The following is a 23,861-nucleotide window of genomic DNA, read 5'->3' on the forward strand; positions in this document are numbered from 1 at the left end:
ATAACACGTTCCGCCAGCCTGGCGACAAAGGCACAACAGGAGACTTGTAATGACGACAGATAATCGTGCAATACCTGACAGCAATTGCTCCGCTACCGATATGGACGCAATCCACGCTGAAGCTCTGGAAATGAACAAGAGATTCGGAGACCTCTATTACCGCTACTGGCGCTGGTGGCATGTACTGGATGAGTATTCCCGCGCTGAGGATCTCGCTCTTGCTCATAAACAAGCCCTGGTAATGAATGCGTTAATATGATTGTGATTTCCTGGTTTCTGGCGGTCCGTCCATTTCCGGCAACCGCCAGCTTTTTCAGGGTGCAACAGGTGAGGATATTAAAATAGTGTTCTTTCCGTTGTGTGTAGAGGGTGAGTTTGGCGGCTACCGGATCTTCAACCAATATACAGGAGGAAGATGATAATGTTCTGCCGGATAGCCGCTCTTTTTAAATCTCCTATTTATTAAACTAAGGCAATTATTATGGATCATGAAAATATCGTCACTTACAAAGGTTTTAATAAAGATCTAACCTGTAGAGATTTCCAGTTTGAAATTGGCAAAACATATCACCATGAAGGTGATGTTGAGGTTTGCAAATCCGGATTTCATTCATGCGAATCGCCATTCGATGTTTTTAATTATTATCCTCCCGCAAATAGCCGGTACGCAGAGGTAATAAATTCTGGCGATATTGATCACGAATCAGATCGCGGTGACACTAAAATAGCAAGTGCCAGTATTACTATTACCGCTGAATTAACACTACCAGAATTTATTCAACGTGGGATTGAGTGGATCTTGAATAAAATTGATAAATCCCGTGAACAAAAGATCATGAGCGTTAATGGCGACTGGTCAGCAGCCACCAATACCGGCAACCGGTCAGCAGCCACCAATACCGGCGACTGGTCAGCAGCCACCAATACCGGCGACTGGTCAGCAGCCACCAATACCGGCAACCGGTCAGCAGCCACCAATACCGGCTACCAGTCAGCAGCCACCAATACCGGCTACCGGTCAGTAGCCACCAATACCGGCAACCAGTCAGCAGCCACCAATACCGGCAACCAGTCAGCAGCCACCAATACCGGCAACCAGTCAGCAGCCACCAATACCGGCGACTGGTCAGCAGCCACCAATACCGGCGACTGGTCAGCAGCCACCAATACCGGCAACCGGTCAGTAGCCACCAATACTGGCGACCGGTCAGCGGCAGAGGTCACCGGATCGCAGTCAATAGCAGCCTCATTTGGCATTGACGGCAAGGCCAGGGCTTCCTGTGGTAGTGCTATTATCCTCTGTTATCGTGATAACGACGGAAATTTAATTCACGTTCGCGCCAGTCTGGTAGGCGAAAACGATATTAAACCAGATACCTGGTATCGTCTGGACGAGAACGGCAATTTTGTGGAGGCTGAATAATGACACAGCCGCATAATACACAAACAGTTATTCGCGGCTGTGTCAGGCCAGGAATGCTGATAAAACATGACGGGAAAACTTATCGCGCCTCAGCAAATAAAAACGGAAAACTATATTTATTTAACCTGACAGAAACAAAGCGAATTACTGATGTTTTTGTAGAAGTTTGTATTAATTCTCACGGCGAACCTGTTATTAACTAAGCGGTAAATAGCACCACTATTTTTATTCATACTTTAACTGGCAGAATATTTCTCAACCTGAATTCAGGAGAACATCATGAAATCCATCAATATTATTAATTTCAACCTACTTGCTATTAATGGCGAACTGGCATTATTCAACTGTGAAGATTCAATTGCCGGTATAATTCATACGCGCCCATCAAAAACAACTGTTGTTCTTGATGGCGGCTACGTTCTTGGTCAATACGGTTGTATTCATAAGGCAGTGGATGAATTGACAAGTATATATATCCAGCTTCACGAAACTGAAAAAGAAAGTGGTACATACTCTGCTTATAAAAATGCATTTAGTACCAGTTTTTCATCTTTATGCACACACTAATTAATACGCCTCGTTAGCGCGGGGCATTTATCAGCATAAACATTTATTAAGTGCTTAATCTGATAAATGAGGTTTCATAAATTGGATATTACTCTCGCTTTTAAAAAACTGTCACTGACAAACGGTGATGAAATCACATTAAGTATTACACCTGGTGCAATGCGAAAAATGATTATCGAGTTAATTACTCAGGGATATCTCACTACTGAAGAACTGGCAACGTATGTAATCAGCCAGTTAAAGATTTGCGATAAACGAAACCTTTCATATGTATTACCTGAAAACGTACTGAAAAAATTAAATGAAACTTATCAAACCGTAAATAACGGAGGTGAAAATGCCTAAATATATTGGCTGTTGGTTTGGCCTGAAAGAAGCCGCTGAAGAAAATGGCGAAATGCGGATCGCCCATGCGTTTGAAGCCATAAACGATAAACAAGCAAAAGCGAAAGCCGCATTGCTGTTCATGGAAGCCTTTCCGGATGCTGACGATTCTCAATTCGAGTTTCGCCTGTATGTCGCCGCAGATGGTATTCCCTGCCCTGCCGAAGAATGGGATGAAACATTTTTATTCGATCACGAATGGGATGGCGATAAGGGTCACCCGATAGCGAATGTTCAGGCCAGTCCCGTTGATTTTAACGGGCTACAGCCATCAGTGCGTATTGCTGTACTGGTGAAATATAACACGACTGAAATCACACGTGATCAGCTTGGTGCAGCGATTGAATTGCAGCAGGGAAACTCATCTACTTTTGATAGTCATATTGTTGAAGCTATTTCCAAAACACTTCCAATTCCGTCCATGTATCCTGAAAGGATACTGGAGGCTATCAATTATGTTCGCGAAAATTGCGCTCCTGATAAAAAATGGCCGGAAATAAAAGCAGTGCTATCTGTATGGCTTGATAATCACGAAAAAGACCGCCAGGACGGAAACGCAAATCCTGTTGTTGAAACGGTCACACCTCGCCCTTACCAGCACAACTATAAAACACTGGATATTGAGATAGCAACGGCACTCTGGCCTGGGGACGTTGATCCCAACAATCCAGATCCGGCAATAACACGCCGGGCTACTGAAATTATCAAAGAAGATCGCGAAGACTTTAAACGCTGGTCAATCCAGCTCCGCGCTCAGCCAGGCATTCTCAAATATGACCGTCCGACAATTTTTGGTGTGGTCCGTAACGTGCCGGCAGAGGATACATACCACTTTCCAGACTCACACACGCGGTACATCACTGAGTATCTCAAAACCCACGGCAAAATAGAGAATGAAAGTGATGAAATTGAACAGAATACGGCAGCAGCAACTGGCTCACTGGAATCTGAATCGCCAGAAACTTCTACAGTGGCACCACATCACTCTGATGTGTCAGCAACGGGGACGGTGGAAACAGTACCACCTGTAGAGAATAGTGGCCCGTTCTACTTCCTCATGGCTGACGGCGAAAAAGTTGGGCGCGCAAACAAACTTAACGGGCTGAAAAAAGCCCTGGCTGATGGCGGCACCGAAATCAGCCAGGAAGAATATCAGGCGCGTAAAAATGGCACATACAAAGCGCCGCAAGAAGTTACCGCACAGCCTGCCGGGCAAACTGAAGTTAAGAAAATTGCTGATGGTGTTTTCTCAATTGATAACCTGATGGGAAATCAGCAGCCCGTCCGTCCTTCAAATGAAGCCGAAAAAACGGAAGTAGCAGTAGTATCGCCTTCTACCACTACTTTCCAGTCCATTGCTGCGACACTGGAGCATGACCTCGCTGAAAAAGGCGACAACATGAAAATCTGGCGCAGCGTAATGCGCACGGATCCCCGTTATACCAAAGACCTTGCTGGCGTGGGTTTCGAAGGTACAAGCATAAATGCTGAGTACATGATTATGAGAGCTACCGAAATCTTCGGACCCATCGGTACTGGCTGGGGATTCGAGGTTATGGAGGATCGTATGCTCCCCGGTGCCCCCATGAGCGAAGCCATCTACGAAGATAAGAAATTTATCGGAAATCGCCTGCTGCGGGATGCTGACGGAACACTTATCACCGAAAAAAATCACAGTATCAAAATCAAACTATGGTACGCGATTGAAGGCGAAGTTCGGGGTAAGGTTGAAGCCTACGGTGCCACCAAATACCTCTATAAAACCAAACATGGAATTACCTGTGACGGTGAAGCACAAAAAAAATCTCTCACCGATGCAATCAAAAAAGCTCTTTCCCTCCTGGGATTCTCTGCTGATGTGTGGCTCGGTATGTACGACCTGGCTGAATACAAGCAGGAGAACGCCATTGAGTTCGATATTCGCAACGCCAGTGATAAAGCCGAAGACATAACACGCATCCGTAAAGAGCTAGACGAAAAATTCAAACTGAACACCGACAGTATGCGTTCCGCGGTCACTCCGAATGAAATATCCGGTATCGCCTCTTCCCTCACTCGGGTAATGGGCGTTCACCTCAAAGCGGCCCGCGAAAAAGCCGACCACGAATACACCAAATACCTTGAGGGCCGACTCCGCCGCCTTGAGGAAGTTAAATCCGAATGCCTCGCCAAATTACAGGAGAAAACAGCATGAACAACCGCACTATCGACCTTGCTTTAGAGATCAGCAAACTTGAATCCCTCGCCGCCGATGGCGGGGATCTTACCCCTGAGCTGATTGCTGATACCCTGGAAGGCATAGAGGGGATGCTGGAAGACAAGTTCGACGCAACCATGAAGGTTATCCGCGACTTTGATGCAAAAGCTGAAGCCTGTAAGAAAGAAGCTGCCCGTGTTGCCGAACGTAAAAAACACTGGGAGCGTCAGACCTTCGCACTCAAAAACTATTTGCTGCAATGCCTTCTAGCCAGCAATCGTACCACCTTCAAAACTACCCTCAACACCTTCACGGCCCGCAAAGGTAGTGTAAGTCTGAAGATTGACAATGTGGATCTACTGCCAGATGAGTTTGTCGAGTCGCATACGGAGATCGTCACAATCCCGAAGAATGACGAACTGAAAAAAGCATTACAGGAATTGGCCACCAGAATCGAAGATGCCCGCGCTGTCGGCGAAGAACCAGACCCGGAATTGCTCAAATCGATTCCGGGTGCTCACCTCGAAACAGGCTCACCAACCTTGCTGGTGCGTTAACCTGGATGCGGCCAGCAATGGCCGCACACTAAGGCAGAGATATGAGCGATGAAAACGAATTCGAAGTGAAACAACTAAATGGAAGAGAAATTAACGAAATTAAATAATACGAACACAAGGATTAATAAATGAAAAAAATCAGCGAATTAATCATAAAAGTTTTAGTGGCCACTTTAGTTATTATCATATTAGTTGCATTAGCTATGAGTGGCACAGTAATAACAGCGGGCGTTATTGTTTGTTATTTAATCTGCAAATGTATTGCTTATATCAAAGAACGTGAACAGGAACATCTTAATAAAAGAGGTGCAAAATGAGCAAATCATTAACCTCAAGATGCATCAGGCGCTGGCAGGTTGAGTTTAAGCCCCTGTGTGATTCTGCTAAAAATCCGTACTGGTGTAAACGTGACTTGCGCGGATACATCAGAGAATACGCATTAACGACTGCAACTGTCATGACTGAAGATTTAGCAGAATACAAAGCAAAACTTGATTTTTATGGTTCTGTTTTAAAATGGTCTCCAGAATTTAGTAATTATTTAGATAAAAACAGAGAGATATATTTAAGAGAAGCAAGAGAATATCTCAATGAAAATGCAACAACCGAAGAAATAGATGCTGCAATACATGATGAACTGGAGACGTGGGATGACTGACGCGCCTGTAGTTTTAGACGTGTGCTGTGGCTCCCGCATGTTTTGGCACGATAAAAGCGACTCGCGAGCAATATTCAGCGATATTCGCGCAGAACAACATACCCTCTGCGACGGGCGAAAACTGGTAATCAGCCCTGATATTATCGCAGATTTTAAATCGCTGCCGTTTGCTAATGCCAGTTTTCCGGTTGTCGTATTTGACCCGCCTCATCTTGTACGGGTTGGTGATAACGCATGGATGGGGAAGAAATATGGTCGCTTGAATAAAGATACATGGCGCGACGATTTACGGGCTGGATTTAAAGAAGCGTTTCGCGTTCTGCGTCCACAGGGTGTGCTGATTTTTAAGTGGAACGAAACGCAAATCCCTGTGAACCAGATTCTCGCGCTGACTAGCGAGAAACCAATTATCAGCCAACGAACAGGCAAAAACGACAAAACGCACTGGATTATTTTTATTAGAGGATAGAGGTATGAGCAAAATTGGTGATTATTTCTTTGAATTTCCTGCGTCAAGAGGATTGCAGGGAAATACGGTTGTGTTGATGATAGTATTACCAGCAAACAATATCACCATTCCAGCAGCCAAACTAAATTAATGGGTATCATGAGATGAGTGATTTATTTCTAACAAATAAAGAACTTTATGACCTAACAGGATATATCTATGCGAAAAGACAGCGTGAATGGTTAAATAGTAAGGGAATTCCGTTTTTTGAAAACAGAATGGGAATACCAAAAGTTAAGCGCTGTATTTTTACACAAACAGAAAAAGAAGTTAATAACTTGAACATGCCTGACTTTGGTGTTTTAGATGGGTAGAAAAAGAAAAAATAAATTAGATGAAAAACTTCCAGAAAGAGTATACAAAAACAAATATAGTTACGTATGGAAGCCAACATCGAAAGAATCTGTAACCATCTGTTCTATTAAGGAGAGTATTGGCACCGTATGGAAAAAATATGAAGAATTGGTAAATGAACGTGATCACGCCATGACGTTCAGATTGTTATGGCAAAAATTTCTGGCTGGCGCATATTACAGTGAATTAGGATCAAGAACGCAAAAAGATTACTTAGAACACGGTAAAAAGTTACTGGCTGTTTTCGGTAATGTTTTAGCTGACGCAATAAAGCCAGAACATATCCGGATTTATATGGACAAACGTGGATTAAAAAGCAAAACACAGGCTAATCACGAAAAAAGCAGCATGTCACGCGTTTATCGGTGGGGTTATGAGCGAGGATATGTAAAAAGCAACCCCTGTACAGGTGTAAGTAAATTTAAATCTGTTCCCCGTAGCAGATATATTACAGATGCCGAATATGAAGCTATTTATCAGGAGGCTGATGCTGTAACGCGCGTTGCAATGGAAATAGCCTATTTGTGTGCAGCCAGACAAGCTGATGTTCTGGCACTCCGGTGGCGTCAGATTACCCCTCAGGGGGTGTTTATTCAGCAGGGGAAAAATAGCGTCAGACAGATCAAGCAGTGGAGTGACAGATTGCGTCAGGTATTTGAACTGGCTAAAACGTTTTCTACACCGGGTAATCCTGAATCCTGTGTGATTATGGGAACTCATGGCCGTGGATTCGGTAAACGAGGATTTAGCCACCATTGGGAAGACGCCAGGCAAAAAGCGTCAATGAAACTAGGGTACTCTCTGGATTGTACATTTCACGATCTAAAAGCGAAAGGGATATCAGATTATGAAGGCAGTAGTCGGGACAAGCAGTTATTCAGTGGGCATAAAACAGAGAGTCAGGTATTAGTTTATGACCGCAAAATAAAGGTATCCCCTACCCTTGATAAGCCACCGATTCAGGGAAAATATTCCAAGTGAATATTCCAAGTCTATTCCATGTGGTGAAAACAACAAGGTGCTACCTTACGGTAACCCCTTGTTTAATATGGCGGAAGCGCAGAGATTCGAACTCTGGGAGGGTCGCCCCTCGCCGGTTTTCAAGACCGGTGCCTTCAACCACTCGGCCACACTTCCAGTATGGGGCGCACTATAAACATCTCTGTGTGCCCTGTAAAGCCTGATTTTGCTCGACTGCTTCAAAAACAAGCAAAAATATATTGTTCGTCTGTAATATGCACAGATTGCATAAAAAACACACGTACCCTTTGATGAGCCGGAGCATTCAGTAAAGATGGGTAAAAATTATGGGGATGTAAACGTATTTTTTTTATGCTTAAATAGTAAAAACTAATTATAAGGGAGTGATTCATGGATAGCATTATCACATCGTCATCGCGTCGCCGCTCATCATTGCTCGGTACGCACAAAGTTCTGCGCAATACCTATTTCATGCTGAGTCTGACCCTGGCATTCTCTGCCTTTACCGCCACACTCAGCACGGTATTTATGTTACCTTATCCCGGCCTGATCCTGACTCTGGCTGGCATGTATGGCCTGATGTTCCTGACTTATAAACTGGCAGATCAGCCAGCAGGGATTCTGGCAGCATTCGCCTTTACCGGTTTCCTCGGCTATATCCTTGGGCCATTGCTCAACGCTTATCTCTCTGCAGGTATGGGTGATACGATCGGTCTGGCACTGGGTGGCACAGCGCTGGTCTTTTTCTGTTGCTCTGGTTATGTACTGACGACCCGTAAGGATATGTCGTTCCTCAGTGGTATGTTGATGGCAGGTGCTGTCGTTGCTCTCGTCGGTATGATTGCTGGCTTTTTCCTGAATATGCCTGCCCTGCATCTGGCAATCAGTGCCCTGTTTATCCTGCTCTCTTCAGGCACTATTTTGTTTGAAACCAGTAACATCATCCACGGCGGCGAGACCAATTACATCCGGGCAACAGTCAGCCTGTATGTATCGTTATATAATATTTTCGTGAGTCTGTTGAGCATCCTTGGCTTTGCCAGCAGAGACTAATCTTTTTCTGCGTATAGACCAGGCCCTGCTTAGGCAGGGCTTGTTTTTTTATGCTTCCTCCATTAGTTTGCATAAGATGTGATGAAATAATGTTTATCTTTGAAAACAATGAAATAGAAACTGATAATGAAGGTTATCTGAAAGACACGACACAATGGAGCGAAGCAATGGCGTCAGTTATCGCCAGACAGGAAGGAATAACGCTTTCTGCCGAACACTGGGAAGTCATACGTTTTGTGCGTAATTTCTATCTGGAATACAACACCTCGCCAGCCATCCGTATGCTGGTAAAAGCAATGGCCAGTCAATTAGGTGAAGAAAAAGGAAACAGTCGCTATCTCTATCGCCTGTTTCCGAAAGGTCCGGCCCGGCAAGCGACAAAAATTGCGGGCTTGCCTAAGCCAGTAAAATGTATTTAGTAATAAACAGAAAATGTTTCCCACCCTGTCGTCGGGCGACAGGGTTGCTGGCTGACCTTATCCACTTTCGCATAGCGTGGTCCCCCTGCCTCTAAACAGGTTATTAACTTCATTATCTGTTCTCTTTCTCCACAGGCCAGCGCTTCCACACTCCCATCGGCAAGATTACGTACATATCCGGTCAGACCTAAGCGTAATGCCGCCTGCTGTGTGAAGTAGCGAAAGCCTACCCCCTGAACAGAACCATAGACCTTTATCATCATGCATACTGCTGGCATCGTGGCACTCTCTGTTTATTAGCCATTGCGATGGCACCACTGACATCATGGCCAGGCTGTCATTTCTGCTACCGACAACCTGCTATGATGAAAGTATTTCCTCTTCGCTTAACGCGCCAGTGTTGCTGTTAACTGCGCACTGGCAATAACGTGGTTATGGATCATAAAACCGACTAATGCGCCACTGGACTGGGCATCTATCGGTAATGTGGGCGTATCCAGTGCCCACACAGTAAAACGGTAATGGTGAGGCCGATCACCTTCTGGCGGGCATGCACCACCAAAACCGGCATAACCAAAATCATTTCTTCCTTGCACTGCGCCAGCGGGCAATCTGGCGTTATCTTTATCTCCAGCACCGGCTGGTAAATCAGAAACTGTCGGGGGAATATTCACCACCGTCCAGTGCCACCAGCCGCTACCGGTGGGGGCGTCAGGATCAAAAGCCGTAATCGCAAAACTACGGGTTCCCTGTGGTGCATTTTCCCAGGAGAGCTGGGGAGAGATATTCCCCCCATTGCAACCGAAACCCTTAAACAATTGTGGCGCGGACAAGGGGCTCTTTTCATGCATGTCACTACTGATAACGCGAAAAGGTGCTGCTGCGGCACTGCTACTGATAATGGTGATCAGGAGAGCGGCTAAATGGAGTCTGCGATTCATTATCTTTTCCTCTATCATTTATCATTGAAGGGAGCATAGTCATTTTGACGCATTATTTTGATTATTAAGAATATATTACTGAAGAACGCATGGTACTCATATGACACAGTGTGTACCCATAATAGCCAATCTGTACATCATTTTTTAGCATCAATCTTCTTATCACTCATTTGATGATAAGTGACTCATTTCATAATAATGATTGCTGATGCCTGAGATGATGTATAATGGGCAGGACGATATCGGGAAAATTTGGTGATGTATTCAATGTGTTTATTTCGTCTCAAACATAATATTCGCGCTCAATAAAAGTACCAATGATCCTGTCATGCATTTCAAAAGATTTTGAGTACCCCAGAGTCTTACGATTCAGTCGCTTTAATCGGTTACGCAAATTCAGGTTTTCCCGTTCAATCCGCTGTGTATAAAGCTTACCCCTGATATGTTTTTCATCCGGCAGCAGATCATAAGCACTGAAGTTATCTGTACACCAGAAGGCAACATTAAAACCTGACAATAATTTCAGTAACCTGCGCAGTGTCTTTTTGCTTCTGCGTCCAAAAGTATGAGCAATAATTCGTGTGAGGCGAGGCTCCCACGCATACCACAGCCAGCGTTGCTGCTTTTTACTGCCAGCAAAAGACCACATCTCATCCACTTCACAGATAAGCTGGATTTGCTGATTATCCAGCGGAAACGTGGTTACACATCGTGGGGCGAGTTTTTTAAAGTGCGGACAACGGCATTAATGCTGATATGCAGAGTCCTTGCGGTATCGCGGATACCCGCATTATTCATGGCAAGGTCAACAATTTGTTCTTTCATGCCGGGCAGGCAGGCACGGTAAGCGTAATCGACCTGGAAAGTACGGCAGCATGACTGACAGCGATAGCGCTGAAATCCAGCTTTACCCAGACCATGCTTTTTAACGGGTTCAGTTTGTTGACAAAACGGGCATGTTACATCAATTTTAGCCATCTGGCGCACCTGTTAAAAAGAGTGATTATACAACATGATAAACACGTTGAATACATGACCGAAAATTTTGCCTTTCATATCAGGTCACTTGAAAAACAAAATATTATCCTCATATCCGTTCTATATCCATTTGCTCTCAGGTTGCCTGCTATGTAATACAGCACACAGAGTGACTGACAGGTTTCTGTGGCCGCCTTAAGCGAGCTATAAATGTCATTGCAGAAAGCTATAGACAAAACGTTCCGGTCATCGATGCCACTCATCGACCGGGTAACAAGGAAAATCAACTCCTGTACAGTGTTATGGCAAATGAGATAACAGATAACTATTTTCAGGGGGACCTATGATTGCCAGCAAATTCGGTATTGGTCAACAAGTTCGTCATATGCTATTGGGTTACCTCGGGGTTGTGATCGATATCGATCCACAATATTCGTTGTCAGAACCCGAACAGGATGAGATTGCGGTTAATGACAGCCTGCGCGCATCTCCCTGGTATCATGTAGTCATGGAAAATGAAGATGGGCAACCGGTTCATACCTATCTTGCAGAAGTGCAATTAAGCGGTGAATCCAGTGACGAACATCCGGAGCAGCCCTCTATGGATGAGCTAGCCAGAGCTATTCGTCAGCAACTTCAGGCACCAGAACTGCGTAATTAAAGGGTTCCCGGTAATCGTTCTGATACCGGGGATCTTAATTAATATTCATCCCCTTCTTCCTCTTCACATAACCACTGACCACAATCTTGTTTTTCTGACGCTATTTTCTGTCTTAATGGCTGTTGCACTCACATGGCTTGATCCACGGCCGACGGAAAAGCGACTGCCTTTGATATAGCAAAAATATCATTCACCTTCTTGCAGCATCGAACATATTCAGTAATCTATAGTACAAAATAACATATTGATGCCGCGCGCGATAAATCACGTTGAATTTATTTTCAGTATACGAAAATGAATTACAAAAAACACGCTACTAACATCCCTGTCATCAATCCAGCATTGTGGGCGACTTGGGCAATACCAGGTTGCTCATCCCAGCAGATAAACAGACCACTCACTGTCAACAACATCAATCCTCTTAACAGATATATATCACTGACGTGATTACGTTCACCCTGTAACCACAAAAATCCTGTCAGGGCACACAGCACACCAGAGAGACCTCCAAACCAGATTCCATTTGCCATAAACTGTGCCATCCCTCCAGTTATTGCAGCAGTCAACGTTAGTATCAATAACTGCAGACTTCCCTACTTGCTTTCCATTCTGCCTGCGAGATAGCACCATCCCAGCATATTGCTAAATAAGTGAGCAAAAGAAAAATGAATAAGAGAATGGCTAACGTAGCGCCATATCTCAGGGCTTACGTGGCTTTGTTGAATAAATCAGAGGCAGTCGATGGAGTCTATGGTTCCCTCGGATACATCCGTTATGCGATCCGGACACTATGCGGCATACTCAACGACGTCATTCGATTCAGCGCTTTGATCATCGCCATCGCTTCACCCACCTGCGCATCATAGTCTCGCAGGCTCAGATGACCACCCAGCAACGTTTTGACGCGGTACATCGCTGTTTCTGCCAGTGAACGCCGGTGATAGCCCACTTTCTTTTTCCAGACATCATTACTGCCGCTCAGATGCTGATTGGCCACCGCGTGGTTACGTTCATGATACTTCCCGGACCAGTATTGCGCGCCACTTCGTGGCGGGATCAGTGGCCTGATTTTTTTCCTCAACAAGGCATCGTGGCAGTAATGTGTGTCGTAAGCACCGTCTGCCGAAGCTTCCCTGATTTTCCTGTGGGTCTGGTTTATCAAACCCTCCAGTGCCTGCGCATCCGTCGTTCCGCTGAGCGATAAGTCAGCACAGATTATCTCGTGCGTCGCTCTGTCTGCGGCCAGATGAAGCTTGCGCCACACTCTGCGCTTGTCAGTCCCGTGCTGCCGGACTTTCCATTCTCCTTCACCAGCGACTTTCAGGCCCGTACTGTCAATGACGAGGTGTGAGATCTCGCCACGGGCTGGCGTTTTTATGCTGATGTTAACGGTGCTGGCCCGCTTGCTGAGCAGAGAGTAGTCCGGGCAGCGCAGCGGCAGAGCCATCAGCTTAAAAATCGAGTCAACAAAGCCCTGTAAAGCCCGGAGCGACAGGTTGAACACGCGTTTCATCATCAGTACCGTGGTAATTGCCATATCGGTGTAGTGAAGTGGCCGGCCTCGCCCCTCAGGCTTTGCACTGTCAGTCCATGCAGCAATGGCAGCCTCATCAAGCCAGATCGTCAGTGAGCCACGTTGTCTGAGTGCGTTATTGTAGGCATTCCAGTTGGTTATTTTAAACTTTTGCTTTGCCATAGTGACCAGATATTGAAATGACTGTAGCTATCAGATCCGCCAGTCACCTGAAAGTTCGATTTATTCAACAAAGCCGTAAACTGATTCACCGGATACACAAGCAGGCGATATCTCACCGACAACCACAGTTGTTTCCATTCGATGATAACAAGTAAAATTGCGGGCAGGAGGAAAAATTTTTCTGCCCGTTTCCTGTTACACACTCTGCAAATGTTTTACAGTAAGTATCCTGATAAATCCCCGGAGTGACCACAGAATCCCACAATTATCACGCTGACCCAGTATATTTATCTCACGTCTAATCAACATATGGAATAAAATGATGATTTTAACCACTCGCACCTTACCTGCGCGCAAACATATTGCGCTGGTTGCCCACGATCACTGTAAAGAGATGCTGATGCAATGGGTTGAGCGCCACCAGCAACAACTCGCCCGATACCACCTTTATGCTACTGGCACAACAGGTAACCTCATTTCCCGTGCGACCGGGCTTGAAGTTAATACCATGCTTAGTGGGCCAATGGGAGGCGATCAGCAGGTGGGGGCTTTGATTTCAGAAGGTCAAATTGATGTGCTGATCTTCTTCTGGGACCCGCTCAATGCGGTGCCACACGATCCTGATGTTAAAGCGCTGTTACGTCTGGCTACGGTCTGGAATATTCCGGTGGCAACAAATGTTTCGACGGCCGATTTTATTATTTTGTCACCTCATATTAATGAACCTATCGAAATAGTCATCCCTGATTATCAACGTTATCTTGCTGAACGACTGAAATAAGCGATAGCTGGCGGTATTACCGTCAGCTATTACGGATTGGCTGCTACTGATACCGTAAGATCTTCCAGCATACTGACAAATGGCGAAGGATGAGCTTCATTAAATAATAACCAAACGCGAAGACGTGCGCGGGTTATGGCAAGATAGAGCAAACGCCGTTCTTCGGCGTCAGCAAAATCTTCTGCCAGCGGCAGTAATGCCCGTTCAATGATCGATTCACCCGCAGGCGCCGGAAACGCCTCTTTTCCTTTCTGCAATCCCAGCACAATAACATAATCGGCCTGTTGCCCCTGGCTGGCGTCAATCATCATAAAATCAAGCTGTAAGCGGGGCCAGCGTGTCGCTGCTTTTTTCAGAACATCGAGTTTCAGATGAGGATAACGTGCCAGCAATAAAATCCGCTGTTCTGGTGTGGCATAACCACTGAGTTTATCCAGCAACTTATCCAGCTTATCATCCGCCAGTAAGGTCACCGCGTTTTTATTACCATTGGTCAAAGTTCGCCATAGTTTATTCTGGCGGTGTTTCTCTTTCCCGATGACACCGTGAGCCACATGAGCGATACGTTTATTGAAGCGATAAGCCGTGTCCAGTACACAATACTCTCCGGTGCCAAAATAGTGTTCAAAGGCAATAGCCAATGACGGAGAAGCCTCATCGACACAATAAACAGCCTGCTCGTCATCCCCTGTGGCAAACAAATGGGTCTGGGTATTCTGTCGACGCAAAGCCATTAATAACCCAGCATATTGTGGGGAGATCATCTGAAAATCATCGATCAGAATATGCTTCCACGGGCTAATAAAACGTCCTTTATCCAGAATATTAATCGCCTGATGCATGAGCCCGGAAAAATCAGTGGCATTTTCTGCTTTCAGCGCCATTTTCCAGGCTTTAAGCAATGGTGCCATCAGTTTTACATGCTTGCTGAACGGCGTTTGTAACGCTTCAGGCGCACGGGCAATCATCTCTGCCTGCGATCCACCCTGCATACGTAACAAACGGAGCCAGTGATCAAGGCGACTGGTTATACGTCGCTGGATTTGCTCATCCTGCCAGAATTCCCCCTCGGGGAGCTGCCAGCCCATGATATCCTGTAACCACTGACGCCAGCCTTTCGCCTGCGCTTTTTTCTCCTGGCATTGCTGGCACCAGTTTTTCAGTAGCCATGCCTGACGCAGTGCGCTATCAGTTTCCAGCTGACTGCGGCCAGGGGCTTTTTGCCCCCCTTGCCGGATAATATCCAGCACCAGGGTATGAAAAGTTTGTGTTGTCAGCGCGGCTGAAGGGAAGGCTGTACGGATACGCTGATCCATCTGCTGAGCAGAACGATGACCCGATACCAGCAACAGGATCTGATCAGCCGTCGCAGTCCCCTGGAGTAATAACCATCCGATGCGTGCTGCAAGAACAGCGGTTTTACCACTCCCCGCTCCAGAGAGAACCAGCACGCTTCGTTCACCATTAATGACCGCCTGCGCCTGTGCCATATCCAGTGGTGATGTTTCAATACCAGTAAAAAAATCATGATACTGTTCGACCAGCCGCGTGGTAACGGCCTGGTTATGTGCCAGCCGTATCGCTTCGATATTATCAGACCAGTGCTGGCATTGGTGCCATAATTCACGGCAGTTCTCAAAGGCGTCGAGTCGGCTGACAGGTACAGGTAATCCGCTTAATGCACAATGCAGGTTACTTTGTATTTCTGTTATTTGTTGCTGCGTCAGCCACTGTTCCTGGGCGTCATAATGCGCGAGGACTTCCCACTGCTGACGCAGAAGTCTGGCTGCAATATGGCTCATGGCTATACTCCACTGTTGCCAGCGAGTATTCAGATGATGGAAAAAGTGTCGGGTTGCCTTCCATTCCGTACCATGTAAGCGCACCACTTTGTTATCTGGCAGAACAAACTCCAGTTCACCCCAGATCAGTCCACGCTTACAATGAATTGACAATAACTGGTTGAAAGGTATGATATATTCATGTTTGTCACCGGAAACTTTAACACCTGCATTAAGCAGTTGTACCCTGTCATAAGGATGCCGCGCCATACGTTTACCTAATGTTGTCGCTTTAAGTTCCATATTGTGCCGAATACGATCAGATAGAATATTTTTTAAGTTTAACTGCCAGTGAACAGCGACTCCAGAGTAAAAATCATTATAATCCCTGTAGCAGACTATCTCTGTAATTGAGTGGATACTTTATACATATCATTATGAATATTTTGGTTTTTAACATTGATAACTTCGCCGCTTCCCCCGACGGGCTACTGACGAGCATGAAGCAATATTATTCGGGTTCAGATATCAGCGTTCATATGTTCCCCCCGGGAAATCATTTGCCTGCCCTTTCTGCCTTGCTATCATGACACGATTTATCGCGCTAACCACGTGTTTCATTTGTAAAACACAGATATCTTATTATTTTCATTAGTGGTCTGGAATGTCGTTATGCTGAGCCCTTTATGGCATCGTTATACATGGAATAGTGCCTGGTTATACAACATCAGGATTTTTATTGCGCTTTGCGGTACAACGGCCATTCCGTGGTGGCTGGGCGAAATCAAAATGACCATTCCTTTAACGCTCGGTGTTGTTGCCGCCGCGTTAACTGATCTTGACGATCGCCTGACAGGACGGCTCTGTAATCTTGCTATTATTCTGGTATGTTTTTTCATCGCTTCTGCTTCAGTGACGCTTCTGTTCCCCTGGCCGTGGTTATTTGCAATCGGCTTAACGGTTTCAACGACAGGTTTTATCTTACTGGGCGGACTGGGGCAACGTTATGCAACCATTGCATTCGGTGCGCTATTGATCGCGATTTATACCATGCTGGGGATATCGCTCTATAGCAACTGGTATATGCAACCACTGTTACTGCTTACCGGTGCTATCTGGTACAACCTGATAACCCTGGTGGGACATCTTATTTTCCCCATTCGTCCACTTCAGGATAATATTGCCCGCAGCTACGCACAGCTGGCGCACTATCTGGATCTCAAATCCTGTCTGTTTGATCCTGATATTGAAGACAATAGTCAGGCACCGTTATACGATTTAGCGATAGCAAATGGCCAGTTAATTACCACGCTCAATCAGACAAAATTGTCTTTATTGACCCGCCTGCGCGGCGATCGGGGACAAAAAAATACCCGGCGAACATTGCAATATTATTTTGTCGCTCAGGATATTCATGAGCGGGCCAATTCTTCCTATATACAGTATCAGGCATTGCGTGATCATTTCCGGCACAGTGATATTATGTTTCGCTTCCAGCGAATACTGGAAATGCTGGCACGCGCGTGTCTGCAATTATCACACGCCATCCTGTTACGTGAACCTTATCAGCATGATGCGAGGTTCGAACGGGCGTTTATGCATCTTGATGCTGCTCTTAAGCGTATCAAGAGTCGCGAAGCTTCAACAGATCAGCCAGAAGCGCTCGATTTTCTGCTTAATAATTTACGTGCTATTGATGCACAACTGGCCACCATTGAATCAGTACGTACTGATGCGTTACTTGCTGACAGTAGTGAAAATTTACTTTCTGAGGAAAAAATCAATAGTTTCAAAGATATCAGGTCACGTCTGTGTCGTAATATGACCCCTGAATCAGCTTTATTTCGCCACGCATTACGAATGTCGATCGTGCTATGCGCTGGCTATGGATTTATTCAGTTCCTCGGATTAAATCATGGCTACTGGATACTGTTGACCAGTCTGTTTGTTTGTCAGCCAAACTACAACGCGACCCGACATCGGCTGGCATTACGCATCACCGGCACCCTGATTGGTATCGCCATTGGACTGCCGATACTTCTGCTGGTGCCATCGACCGAAGGACAGTTATTGCTGATTGTGCTGTCTGGGGTGTTATTTTTTGCCTTTCGTAATATACAGTATTCACACGCCACGATGTTCATCACTCTGCTGGTACTTTTATGTTTTAATCTACTGGGAGAGGGATTTGAGGTGGCATTACCCCGTATCATTGATACGTTAATCGGCTGTGCGATCTCCTGGGCAGCGGTGAGTTTCATCTGGCCAGACTGGAAATTTCGCAATTTACCCCGGGTACTGACTCAAACCCTCAATGCCAATTGTCGTTATCTCGATGCTATCCTTGAACAATACCATCAGGGACGGCACAACCAACTCGCTTATCGTGTCGCACGCGATGAGGCTTATAATAAGGATAGTGAACTGGCTTCTGTTGTCTCTAATCTGTCGACGGAACCACGGGTCAATGCCACTATGCGTGAGACCGCATTTCGTTTGCTCTGTCTGAATCATACTTTTATCAGCTATATTTCCGCATTAGGCACTCATCGGGAAAAACTGACAACACCTGATATTTTGTTACTGCTTGATGATGCAATCCACTACATCGATAATGTGCTGCGCCATATGCCGACAGATGCGCAACCAATGCAACAGACACTGGAGAATTTACAATATCGGCTCCAGCATCTAAATCCGCATGCCAACAGCAAAGAACCACTGGTACTTCAGCAAATTAGTTTGCTGCTGGCATTATTGCCGGAAATTCACCAGTTGCAAAAGCAAATTATCATTTAGCCTGAACTATCACCATGACATACGCTGTATTGACTACTCGCCCACTCCTTAAGTTCCTGACGCCTTTGTAACGGGAGGACCCCCACATGGTTACCTGTAATCGCCCCTTCGAGTGAATAGAGAACATTAAGCGTGAGAGATTTATTGAGTTCGCGTAATTTCAGCCACACTTTTTTGGCACCCAGCTGGCGTAGCATATGTTCATCGGTGATGCCTGCATTCATTAGCAAGAGTTCCATATGACAACTAATATTCGGCAGTTTTTTCAGTCGGCCCGATAAACACTGCTGTTTTTTTTCATGCTGCGCACTTTGTAATGCCCAGGATGATAACTGAAGCAGCATTTTATCATCCTGCCACAGCGTTTCGTTAATCTGATAGTAATTCAATGAATACAGGCGACCATTTTTTTTCATTTCTAATAAAGGATTAGCATGTTTCTCACTGTATGACAGACTCTTTTTACAGTTTCTGAGATAAATCTCTTCTTTTGCCATCATCGCAAAAACAGTTTTCTCAATGGTCAGACAATAACCACCAAATAATGGGCGACAATGTATCTTGCCTAATGGTAATAAACATTCTTGCAATCGCTGAAGCTTCATCGTCAGTATTTTATTCATTATTACTCCTTAAATAGTCATCCATCCCGCAAAATATTTTATTAGTGGTTCCACTAACACAAAAAATAGGTGAGTTTTTGTATCGTAGCAAGGATCTTTTGACATCAATCTTAATTCACGTTCTGTTTTGCGAAGTGCATTCAGAAAATTCTAATAAGAATGAAAAGGAATACGCCAAAAATAGATCTCGCACAAATATCAAACCTTAATAAGTGAAACAAATTTGCTTTTTGTCGACATTAGAGATAGCCAGTGCCACACATCACCAGAGAAGGCCGCCCATGTTTAACACCAGGAGCAGTAATGAAAATTATTCATCTCACTTTTAGCCCTTACTGGTATGGCACTATCGCATCATTCAATACTGAACTGATGTGATATGATGATTCACGATAAGAAAGAAAAGATAGAGGCACAATTTTTTTATAATCAACCAATTATGCCATTACAGAATAGGACAGGAATGCATTTTGTGATTTGCGTATTGATAAAAAAAGCGATTTTGTATGAAGGATATATTGACAAACGTCGCTGTCTGCCATGCACTTAAACCAGCTCATTAAGTGAGCAAAAAACAGTCATTTTCATCGAGCATAGTGGCAAATAATCCCTTTTTTCTTCTCTCTGACAACGTTCACACTTGTAAGTTTCATACTAAGTTGTAGACTTTACATGGCCAGGGGGTGATCTGTTTACGCTGCGTTAACCATGAACATGCCCCGGGTGAAGGATTTAACCGTAAGGGCTGTTGATACCTTTATGGCGAATTTTGGATGATAATGAGGCGCAAAAATGAAAAAGACAGCTATCGCGATTGCAGTGGCACTTGCTGGTTTCGCTACCGTAGCACAGGCCGCTCCGAAAGATAACACCTGGTATGCAGGTGGTAAACTGGGTTGGTCCCAGTATCATGATACCGGTTTCTACGGTAACGGTTTCAAAAACAACAACGGTTCTGTTCATAAGGATCAGATCGGTGCTGGTGCTTATGGTGGTTACCAGGTCAATCAGTATGTTGGCTTTGAAATGGGTTATGACTGGCTAGGTCGTATGGCTTACAAAGGCAGCGTAGACAGCGGCGCATTCAAATCTCAGGGTGTGCAACTGACTGCAAAACTGGGCTATCCGATTGCTGATGACCTGGATCTCTATACACGTTTAGGTGGTATGGTATGGCGTGCTGATGCTAAAGGCCATTATTTATCTAACGGTGTTTCCCGTAGCGAAAATGACACCGGTGTATCTCCGGTTTTTGCCGGTGGTGTAGAGTGGGCAATCACGCCTGAAATTGCAACCCGCCTGGAATATCAGTGGGTTAATAACATTGGTGATGCCGGTACCGTCGGTGCGCGCCCTGATAATGGCTTGTTAAGCGTAGGGGTTTCCTACCGTTTTGGCCAGGGCGAAGCTCCAGCGCCAATGCCTGAGCCAGCTCCTGCTCCGGAAGTTACCACCAAACACTTCACCCTGAAGTCTGACGTTTTGTTTAACTTTAATAAATCGACGCTGAAAGTAGAAGGCCAGCAGGCACTGGATCAGCTGTACACCCAGTTGAGCAACATGGATCCGAAAGATGGTTCTGCTGTCGTTGTCGGTTATACCGACCGTATCGGTTCTGAAGCCTATAACCAGACATTATCTGAAAAACGTGCGCAATCTGTCGTCGATTACCTGGTCGCTAAAGGTATTCCGGCTGATAAGATCTCTGCACGCGGTATGGGTAAAGCCAACCCAACTACAGGTAATACCTGTGACGGTGTGAAACCTCGTGCTGCACTGATCGAATGCCTGTCACCGGATCGTCGTGTCGAGATCGAAGTTCAAGGGTATAAAGAAGTCGTTGTTCAGTAAATAAATTGCTGTCTGATCCTGTGACTTAGTATTATCTGCCAGTTAAGAATCGATGATTTGATTTTTAACTGCTGAAACAGAAACAGCTCCTCTGTCAGGGAGCTGTTTTTTTTAGGTCTTTTATCAACATGATCTGCTGAAAACCTTCTCTGCCCATGCTTAACCATTGCTGCACACCACCGATGGTTTCTGGACCACTACTTTTTATTTAGCAATCCCTGGAGGTCCTGTTTCAGGCAGGAGATCTGAGTGGCATATTTTTCTTTGTTTTCTGCGTCTTCTATTAGTTGTATGATGATCTCAGATAACGTTTTACCTTGTCGCTGTGCAAGCCCGGCCAGACGTTGCCAGACCATAAATTCGAGATCGATAGATTTTTTACGGGTATGTTGATGTTCCGCATTAAAATGTCGTTTACGACGTGCGCGGATAGTCTGTTTCATTCGATTGATTAGCATCGGGTTGATATGCTGATCAATCCAGTCATGTACCAGAACCGGTTCATTTTCCAGCGTTAATAAGATATCGACCGCAGCCTGTGCGGCACTGGTTTCCAGATATCGGGTAATAGGCTCCCCTTCCCGGTATTTCTTTACCAGATATTTCCACTTCCAGCCGCTTTCAAGATTTTCCAGTTGTTGATATTTCATGGCGATCTCAATGTGATCGTGTAACGGAGTTAAGAATATCAGCTTTCACGACTATACCCAAAATCATTCAGGTTATATTACCGTGGCAAATCAGTGAAGAAATGATGACTGATGGCCAGAACAATGATAATCGCGGTGGCAGATACAATCCCTGGTGTGCTCAGACACAGCATAAGGTATAATTGTGAGCTTTACTTCTGACTAAAATACAGCAACGTTGACCATTACCACACTGACCCGAAAAGATCTTGCGCCTGATACAGCAAGTTATCAGCTATTGTTTACGCAAGCCGATTTAACTGACACAGCATTTTCCTTTAGTCGCGATCTTCAGCCCCGTTTATTCTACGCACTGAAGCAGCTTCTGATGGAAAAATCTGTTGCGCCATTTATGCTGATCAAAGCACCAGAAGAGGCACAATATCTGCAATGGCTGACAGAAGAGACACGCAGATTATATCAACCCGCCGTCCCCTTTTGTGGCGTAAACTACCAGGTCAATGGTGGCGTTATTACCGCGACCACCGCACAAAGTGCTGACGATAATTTTGCCGATACTACACCGGTTGACTACGCCGAGTGGATAGAACACGAACAGCTTTTTGGCTGTGTACGCCAGTTTAATGGTGAAATATCCCTGCAACCGGGACTGGTTCATCGTACCAATGGCGGCATACTTATCCTTTCTCTTCGCACGTTACTTACTCAGCCTTTGCTGTGGCTACGTCTGAAGAACATGATGGCCTGCCAGCGTTTTGACTGGCTATCTCCCGATGAATCCCGTCCTCTGCCGGTAACGATCCCCTCTATGCCCCTTAACCTGAAGGTTATTCTGGTTGGGGAACGGGAGTCACTGGCTGATTTTCAGGAGCAGGAGCCCGAACTCTTTGCTCAGGCCATTTATAGTGAATATGAAGAGAGTCTGCACATCGTCAATGAAGGTACACTCAAACAGTGGTGTCAGTGGGTGACGCAAAATGCGCGACAACTTGAGTTACCGGAACTCGCCGCCGATGCCTGGCCTCTGCTGATCCATGAAGGCGCACGTTATACCGGCGATCAGACATTACTGCCACTCTGCCTGTTATGGATAGCTCGCCAGTTACGTGCTGCAGCAACTTTCTGCGAGGATAAGATAATCACGGCGGCAGCCATACGGCAGATGTTATCTCAGCGTGCATGGTGTGAAGGTTATCTCAGCGAACGCCTGCAGAATGAAATTCTGCAGCAGCAGATACGCATTGATACTGAAGGTCACTATGTTGGCCAGATTAATGCCTTGTCAGTCATTGAGTTTCCAGGCCATCCGCAAGCCACAGGCGAGCCAACCCGTATCAGTTGCGTCGTCCATGCGGGTGATGGTGAGGTCATCGATATTGAACGCAAAGCAGAATTAGGCGGCAATATTCATGCTAAAGGTATGATGATTATGCAGGCCTTTCTGATGTCCGGGCTGGATCCTGAACAGCAGTTCCCCTTTACGGTTTCGCTGACTTTTGAACAATCTTACAGTGAAATCGATGGTGATAGCGCCTCACTGGCTGAATTGTGCGCATTAATCAGCGCACTGGCGTGCGTCCCGATTGATCAGAGCATCGCAGTAACCGGCTCAGTCGATCAGTTTGGTCGTGTTCAGCCCGTCGGCGGCGTTAATGAGAAAATTGAAGGCTTCTTCGCCATTTGTCAGCAGCGGGGATTAACCGGTAAACAAGGCGTCATTATTCCTGCCGCCAATATCCAGCATCTGAGCCTGCCAACAGAATTGCAGCAAGCCGTGACAGATGAGCAGTTTTATATCTGGGCGGTGGAAGATGTCACTGAAGCATTACCGGTATTGACGCAGCGACAATGGGAAGGTGGCGAAGAACAAACATTACGGCAAATTATTCACGAGCGGATGACTCAGATGACGCAACAGGAAGGGCGTCATCGTTTACCGTGGCCGCTACGCTGGTTAGCAGGGTTAGTTTCACACTGATCGGACTTGTTCCGCTTATCT

At 45.6% G+C, this 23,861-nt stretch carries 27 protein-coding genes, 1 tRNA gene and 1 pseudogene; 20 read left to right on the forward strand and 9 right to left on the reverse strand.

The features are described 5' to 3' along the window. The first annotated feature begins 49 nt into the window (after positions 1 to 49). The 13 genes from PT300_11785 (at position 50) to PT300_11845 (ending at position 7,629) form a co-directional block, all read left to right on the forward strand. Positions 50 to 259, forward strand: a complete 210-nt coding sequence (locus tag PT300_11785) for a hypothetical protein (protein MDF7681227.1) — start codon at positions 50 to 52, stop codon at positions 257 to 259. A gap of 222 nt (positions 260 to 481) precedes the next feature. Next, entirely contained in the window at positions 482 to 1,423 is a 942-nt protein-coding gene (locus PT300_11790) for a hypothetical protein (GenBank protein MDF7681228.1), read from the forward strand. Further along, on the forward strand, positions 1,423 to 1,626 hold the full coding sequence (locus PT300_11795; protein MDF7681229.1) for a hypothetical protein: 204 nt from the start codon (positions 1,423 to 1,425) through the stop codon (positions 1,624 to 1,626). Before PT300_11790 ends, PT300_11795 begins: the two co-directional genes overlap by 1 nt. A gap of 76 nt (positions 1,627 to 1,702) precedes the next feature. Continuing rightward, positions 1,703 to 1,990: a DNA breaking-rejoining protein gene (locus tag PT300_11800; protein MDF7681230.1), complete on the forward strand. Its 288-nt coding sequence runs from the start codon at positions 1,703 to 1,705 to the stop codon at positions 1,988 to 1,990. 81 nt (positions 1,991 to 2,071) lie between these two features. Next, on the forward strand, positions 2,072 to 2,335 hold the full coding sequence (locus tag PT300_11805) for a hypothetical protein (GenBank protein ID MDF7681231.1): 264 nt from the start codon (positions 2,072 to 2,074) through the stop codon (positions 2,333 to 2,335). After that, positions 2,328 to 4,568, forward strand: a complete 2,241-nt coding sequence (locus PT300_11810) for an exodeoxyribonuclease VIII (GenBank protein MDF7681232.1) — start codon at positions 2,328 to 2,330, stop codon at positions 4,566 to 4,568. The genes PT300_11805 and PT300_11810 overlap by 8 nt, the downstream gene beginning before the upstream one ends. Continuing rightward, positions 4,565 to 5,128, forward strand: coding sequence for a siphovirus Gp157 family protein (locus PT300_11815; GenBank protein ID MDF7681233.1), 564 nt, complete (start codon positions 4,565 to 4,567; stop codon positions 5,126 to 5,128). The genes PT300_11810 and PT300_11815 overlap by 4 nt, the downstream gene beginning before the upstream one ends. A 128-nt stretch (positions 5,129 to 5,256) precedes the next feature. Beyond that, the gene (locus tag PT300_11820; GenBank protein ID MDF7681234.1) at positions 5,257 to 5,445 is read left to right on the forward strand and encodes a hypothetical protein; all 189 of its coding nucleotides are present in this window, start codon (positions 5,257 to 5,259) and stop codon (positions 5,443 to 5,445) included. Beyond that, positions 5,442 to 5,786 (forward strand): hypothetical protein, encoded by a 345-nt coding sequence (locus PT300_11825; protein ID MDF7681235.1) that lies wholly within the window; start codon positions 5,442 to 5,444, stop codon positions 5,784 to 5,786. Before PT300_11820 ends, PT300_11825 begins: the two co-directional genes overlap by 4 nt. Continuing rightward, complete coding sequence (locus tag PT300_11830) at positions 5,779 to 6,255, forward strand: class I SAM-dependent methyltransferase (protein ID MDF7681236.1); 477 nt, start codon at positions 5,779 to 5,781, stop codon at positions 6,253 to 6,255. The genes PT300_11825 and PT300_11830 overlap by 8 nt, the downstream gene beginning before the upstream one ends. Before the next feature lie 4 nt (positions 6,256 to 6,259). Beyond that, positions 6,260 to 6,385 carry a hypothetical protein gene (locus PT300_11835; protein MDF7681237.1) on the forward strand — a complete coding sequence of 42 codons (126 nt, stop codon included), beginning with the start codon at positions 6,260 to 6,262 and terminating at the stop codon, positions 6,383 to 6,385. Positions 6,386 to 6,398: 13 nt separating this feature from the next. Next, positions 6,399 to 6,608: a DUF4224 domain-containing protein gene (locus tag PT300_11840; protein MDF7681238.1), complete on the forward strand. Its 210-nt coding sequence runs from the start codon at positions 6,399 to 6,401 to the stop codon at positions 6,606 to 6,608. Beyond that, positions 6,601 to 7,629: a tyrosine-type recombinase/integrase gene (locus PT300_11845; protein MDF7681239.1), complete on the forward strand. Its 1,029-nt coding sequence runs from the start codon at positions 6,601 to 6,603 to the stop codon at positions 7,627 to 7,629. The genes PT300_11840 and PT300_11845 overlap by 8 nt, the downstream gene beginning before the upstream one ends. Before the next feature lie 68 nt (positions 7,630 to 7,697). Here the strand turns inward: PT300_11845 and PT300_11850 are convergent. Then, a tRNA-Ser gene (locus tag PT300_11850) sits at positions 7,698 to 7,785 on the reverse strand. A 234-nt stretch (positions 7,786 to 8,019) separates the two neighbouring features. Here PT300_11850 and yccA point away from each other — a divergent pair. After that, entirely contained in the window at positions 8,020 to 8,682 is a 663-nt protein-coding gene (yccA, locus tag PT300_11855) for an FtsH protease modulator YccA (GenBank protein MDF7681240.1), read from the forward strand. A gap of 89 nt (positions 8,683 to 8,771) precedes the next feature. Then, a complete protein-coding gene (tusE, locus tag PT300_11860; GenBank protein ID MDF7681241.1) occupies positions 8,772 to 9,101 on the forward strand; it encodes a sulfurtransferase TusE in 330 nt (109 codons plus the stop codon). Here tusE and yccX read toward each other — a convergent pair. From yccX to PT300_11875, 3 genes are all read right to left on the reverse strand, one after another. Further along, on the reverse strand, positions 9,098 to 9,379 hold the full coding sequence (yccX, locus tag PT300_11865; GenBank protein ID MDF7681242.1) for an acylphosphatase: 282 nt from the start codon (positions 9,377 to 9,379) through the stop codon (positions 9,098 to 9,100). The two genes, tusE and yccX, sit on opposite strands and share 4 nt — an antisense overlap. A 108-nt stretch (positions 9,380 to 9,487) precedes the next feature. Next, entirely contained in the window at positions 9,488 to 10,042 is a 555-nt protein-coding gene (locus tag PT300_11870; protein ID MDF7681243.1) for a YbhB/YbcL family Raf kinase inhibitor-like protein, read from the reverse strand. 283 nt (positions 10,043 to 10,325) lie between these two features. Continuing rightward, positions 10,326 to 11,020 (reverse strand): IS1 family transposase gene (locus tag PT300_11875; GenBank protein ID MDF7681244.1). Its coding sequence is split into 2 segments (ribosomal slippage): positions 10,326 to 10,771 and positions 10,771 to 11,020, totalling 696 coding nucleotides; the frame shifts between segments, so codons are not numbered across the junction. A 343-nt stretch (positions 11,021 to 11,363) separates the two neighbouring features. Between PT300_11875 and hspQ the strand changes: the two genes are divergently transcribed. Further along, a complete protein-coding gene (gene hspQ / locus PT300_11880) occupies positions 11,364 to 11,681 on the forward strand; it encodes a heat shock protein HspQ (protein ID MDF7681245.1) in 318 nt (105 codons plus the stop codon). Between the two features lie 299 nt (positions 11,682 to 11,980). On the opposite strand, the pseudogene PT300_11885 reads toward hspQ, so the two are convergent. Then, positions 11,981 to 12,379 (reverse strand): annotated as a pseudogene (locus PT300_11885) (rhomboid family intramembrane serine protease). 74 nt (positions 12,380 to 12,453) lie between these two features. After that, positions 12,454 to 13,377 carry an IS5 family transposase gene (locus PT300_11890; protein MDF7681246.1) on the reverse strand — a complete coding sequence of 308 codons (924 nt, stop codon included), beginning with the start codon at positions 13,375 to 13,377 and terminating at the stop codon, positions 12,454 to 12,456. 322 nt (positions 13,378 to 13,699) lie between these two features. Between PT300_11890 and mgsA the strand changes: the two genes are divergently transcribed. After that, complete coding sequence (mgsA, locus tag PT300_11895) at positions 13,700 to 14,158, forward strand: methylglyoxal synthase (protein ID MDF7681247.1); 459 nt, start codon at positions 13,700 to 13,702, stop codon at positions 14,156 to 14,158. Between the two features lie 29 nt (positions 14,159 to 14,187). Here the strand turns inward: mgsA and helD are convergent, their stop codons facing one another. Continuing rightward, complete coding sequence (helD, locus tag PT300_11900) at positions 14,188 to 16,242, reverse strand: DNA helicase IV (protein ID MDF7681248.1); 2,055 nt, start codon at positions 16,240 to 16,242, stop codon at positions 14,188 to 14,190. Between the two features lie 369 nt (positions 16,243 to 16,611). Between helD and yccS the strand changes: the two genes are divergently transcribed. Then, positions 16,612 to 18,738 carry a YccS family putative transporter gene (gene yccS / locus PT300_11905; GenBank protein MDF7681249.1) on the forward strand — a complete coding sequence of 709 codons (2,127 nt, stop codon included), beginning with the start codon at positions 16,612 to 16,614 and terminating at the stop codon, positions 18,736 to 18,738. On the opposite strand, the gene PT300_11910 is transcribed toward yccS, so the two are convergent. Next, positions 18,735 to 19,361, reverse strand: coding sequence for a TfoX/Sxy family DNA transformation protein (locus PT300_11910; GenBank protein MDF7681250.1), 627 nt, complete (start codon positions 19,359 to 19,361; stop codon positions 18,735 to 18,737). The genes yccS and PT300_11910 overlap by 4 nt on opposite strands. Positions 19,362 to 20,153: 792 nt before the next feature. Here PT300_11910 and ompA point away from each other — a divergent pair. After that, positions 20,154 to 21,212 (forward strand): porin OmpA, encoded by a 1,059-nt coding sequence (ompA, locus tag PT300_11915; protein MDF7681251.1) that lies wholly within the window; start codon positions 20,154 to 20,156, stop codon positions 21,210 to 21,212. A 197-nt stretch (positions 21,213 to 21,409) separates the two neighbouring features. On the opposite strand, the gene matP is transcribed toward ompA, so the two are convergent. Continuing rightward, positions 21,410 to 21,862, reverse strand: coding sequence for a macrodomain Ter protein MatP (gene matP / locus PT300_11920; GenBank protein ID MDF7681252.1), 453 nt, complete (start codon positions 21,860 to 21,862; stop codon positions 21,410 to 21,412). A gap of 217 nt (positions 21,863 to 22,079) precedes the next feature. Here matP and PT300_11925 point away from each other — a divergent pair, with 217 nt between their 5' ends. After that, positions 22,080 to 23,840 (forward strand): Lon protease family protein, encoded by a 1,761-nt coding sequence (locus PT300_11925; GenBank protein MDF7681253.1) that lies wholly within the window; start codon positions 22,080 to 22,082, stop codon positions 23,838 to 23,840. Positions 23,841 to 23,861: the final 21 nt, after the last annotated feature.

The sequence above is a fragment of the Enterobacteriaceae bacterium ESL0689 genome, assembly GCA_029433525.1.
Lineage (GTDB): Bacteria > Pseudomonadota > Gammaproteobacteria > Enterobacterales > Enterobacteriaceae > JAQTIF01.

Excerpts from the sequence above, each read along its gene's own strand:
- hspQ (MDF7681245.1), top strand. The coding sequence starts at position 11,364 with ATGATTGCCAGCAAATTCGGTATTGGTCAACAAGTTCGTCATATGCTA.
- PT300_11800 (MDF7681230.1), top strand. The coding sequence starts at position 1,703 with ATGAAATCCATCAATATTATTAATTTCAACCTACTTGCTATTAATGGC.
- PT300_11790 (MDF7681228.1), top strand. The coding sequence starts at position 482 with ATGGATCATGAAAATATCGTCACTTACAAAGGTTTTAATAAAGATCTA.
- PT300_11835 (MDF7681237.1), top strand. The coding sequence starts at position 6,260 with ATGAGCAAAATTGGTGATTATTTCTTTGAATTTCCTGCGTCAAGAGGA.
- yccS (MDF7681249.1), top strand. The coding sequence starts at position 16,612 with ATGCTGAGCCCTTTATGGCATCGTTATACATGGAATAGTGCCTGGTTA.
- matP (MDF7681252.1), bottom strand. The coding sequence starts at position 21,862 with ATGAAATATCAACAACTGGAAAATCTTGAAAGCGGCTGGAAGTGGAAA.
- tusE (MDF7681241.1), top strand. The coding sequence starts at position 8,772 with ATGTTTATCTTTGAAAACAATGAAATAGAAACTGATAATGAAGGTTAT.
- yccX (MDF7681242.1), bottom strand. The coding sequence starts at position 9,379 with ATGCCAGCAGTATGCATGATGATAAAGGTCTATGGTTCTGTTCAGGGG.
- PT300_11795 (MDF7681229.1), top strand. The coding sequence starts at position 1,423 with ATGACACAGCCGCATAATACACAAACAGTTATTCGCGGCTGTGTCAGG.
- helD (MDF7681248.1), bottom strand. The coding sequence starts at position 16,242 with ATGGAACTTAAAGCGACAACATTAGGTAAACGTATGGCGCGGCATCCT.
- PT300_11825 (MDF7681235.1), top strand. The coding sequence starts at position 5,442 with ATGAGCAAATCATTAACCTCAAGATGCATCAGGCGCTGGCAGGTTGAG.
- PT300_11815 (MDF7681233.1), top strand. The coding sequence starts at position 4,565 with ATGAACAACCGCACTATCGACCTTGCTTTAGAGATCAGCAAACTTGAA.
- PT300_11870 (MDF7681243.1), bottom strand. The coding sequence starts at position 10,042 with ATGAATCGCAGACTCCATTTAGCCGCTCTCCTGATCACCATTATCAGT.
- PT300_11785 (MDF7681227.1), top strand. The coding sequence starts at position 50 with ATGACGACAGATAATCGTGCAATACCTGACAGCAATTGCTCCGCTACC.
- mgsA (MDF7681247.1), top strand. The coding sequence starts at position 13,700 with ATGATTTTAACCACTCGCACCTTACCTGCGCGCAAACATATTGCGCTG.
- ompA (MDF7681251.1), top strand. The coding sequence starts at position 20,154 with ATGAAAAAGACAGCTATCGCGATTGCAGTGGCACTTGCTGGTTTCGCT.
- PT300_11890 (MDF7681246.1), bottom strand. The coding sequence starts at position 13,377 with ATGGCAAAGCAAAAGTTTAAAATAACCAACTGGAATGCCTACAATAAC.
- yccA (MDF7681240.1), top strand. The coding sequence starts at position 8,020 with ATGGATAGCATTATCACATCGTCATCGCGTCGCCGCTCATCATTGCTC.
- PT300_11820 (MDF7681234.1), top strand. The coding sequence starts at position 5,257 with ATGAAAAAAATCAGCGAATTAATCATAAAAGTTTTAGTGGCCACTTTA.
- PT300_11845 (MDF7681239.1), top strand. The coding sequence starts at position 6,601 with ATGGGTAGAAAAAGAAAAAATAAATTAGATGAAAAACTTCCAGAAAGA.
- PT300_11810 (MDF7681232.1), top strand. The coding sequence starts at position 2,328 with ATGCCTAAATATATTGGCTGTTGGTTTGGCCTGAAAGAAGCCGCTGAA.
- PT300_11840 (MDF7681238.1), top strand. The coding sequence starts at position 6,399 with ATGAGTGATTTATTTCTAACAAATAAAGAACTTTATGACCTAACAGGA.
- PT300_11830 (MDF7681236.1), top strand. The coding sequence starts at position 5,779 with ATGACTGACGCGCCTGTAGTTTTAGACGTGTGCTGTGGCTCCCGCATG.
- PT300_11910 (MDF7681250.1), bottom strand. The coding sequence starts at position 19,361 with ATGAATAAAATACTGACGATGAAGCTTCAGCGATTGCAAGAATGTTTA.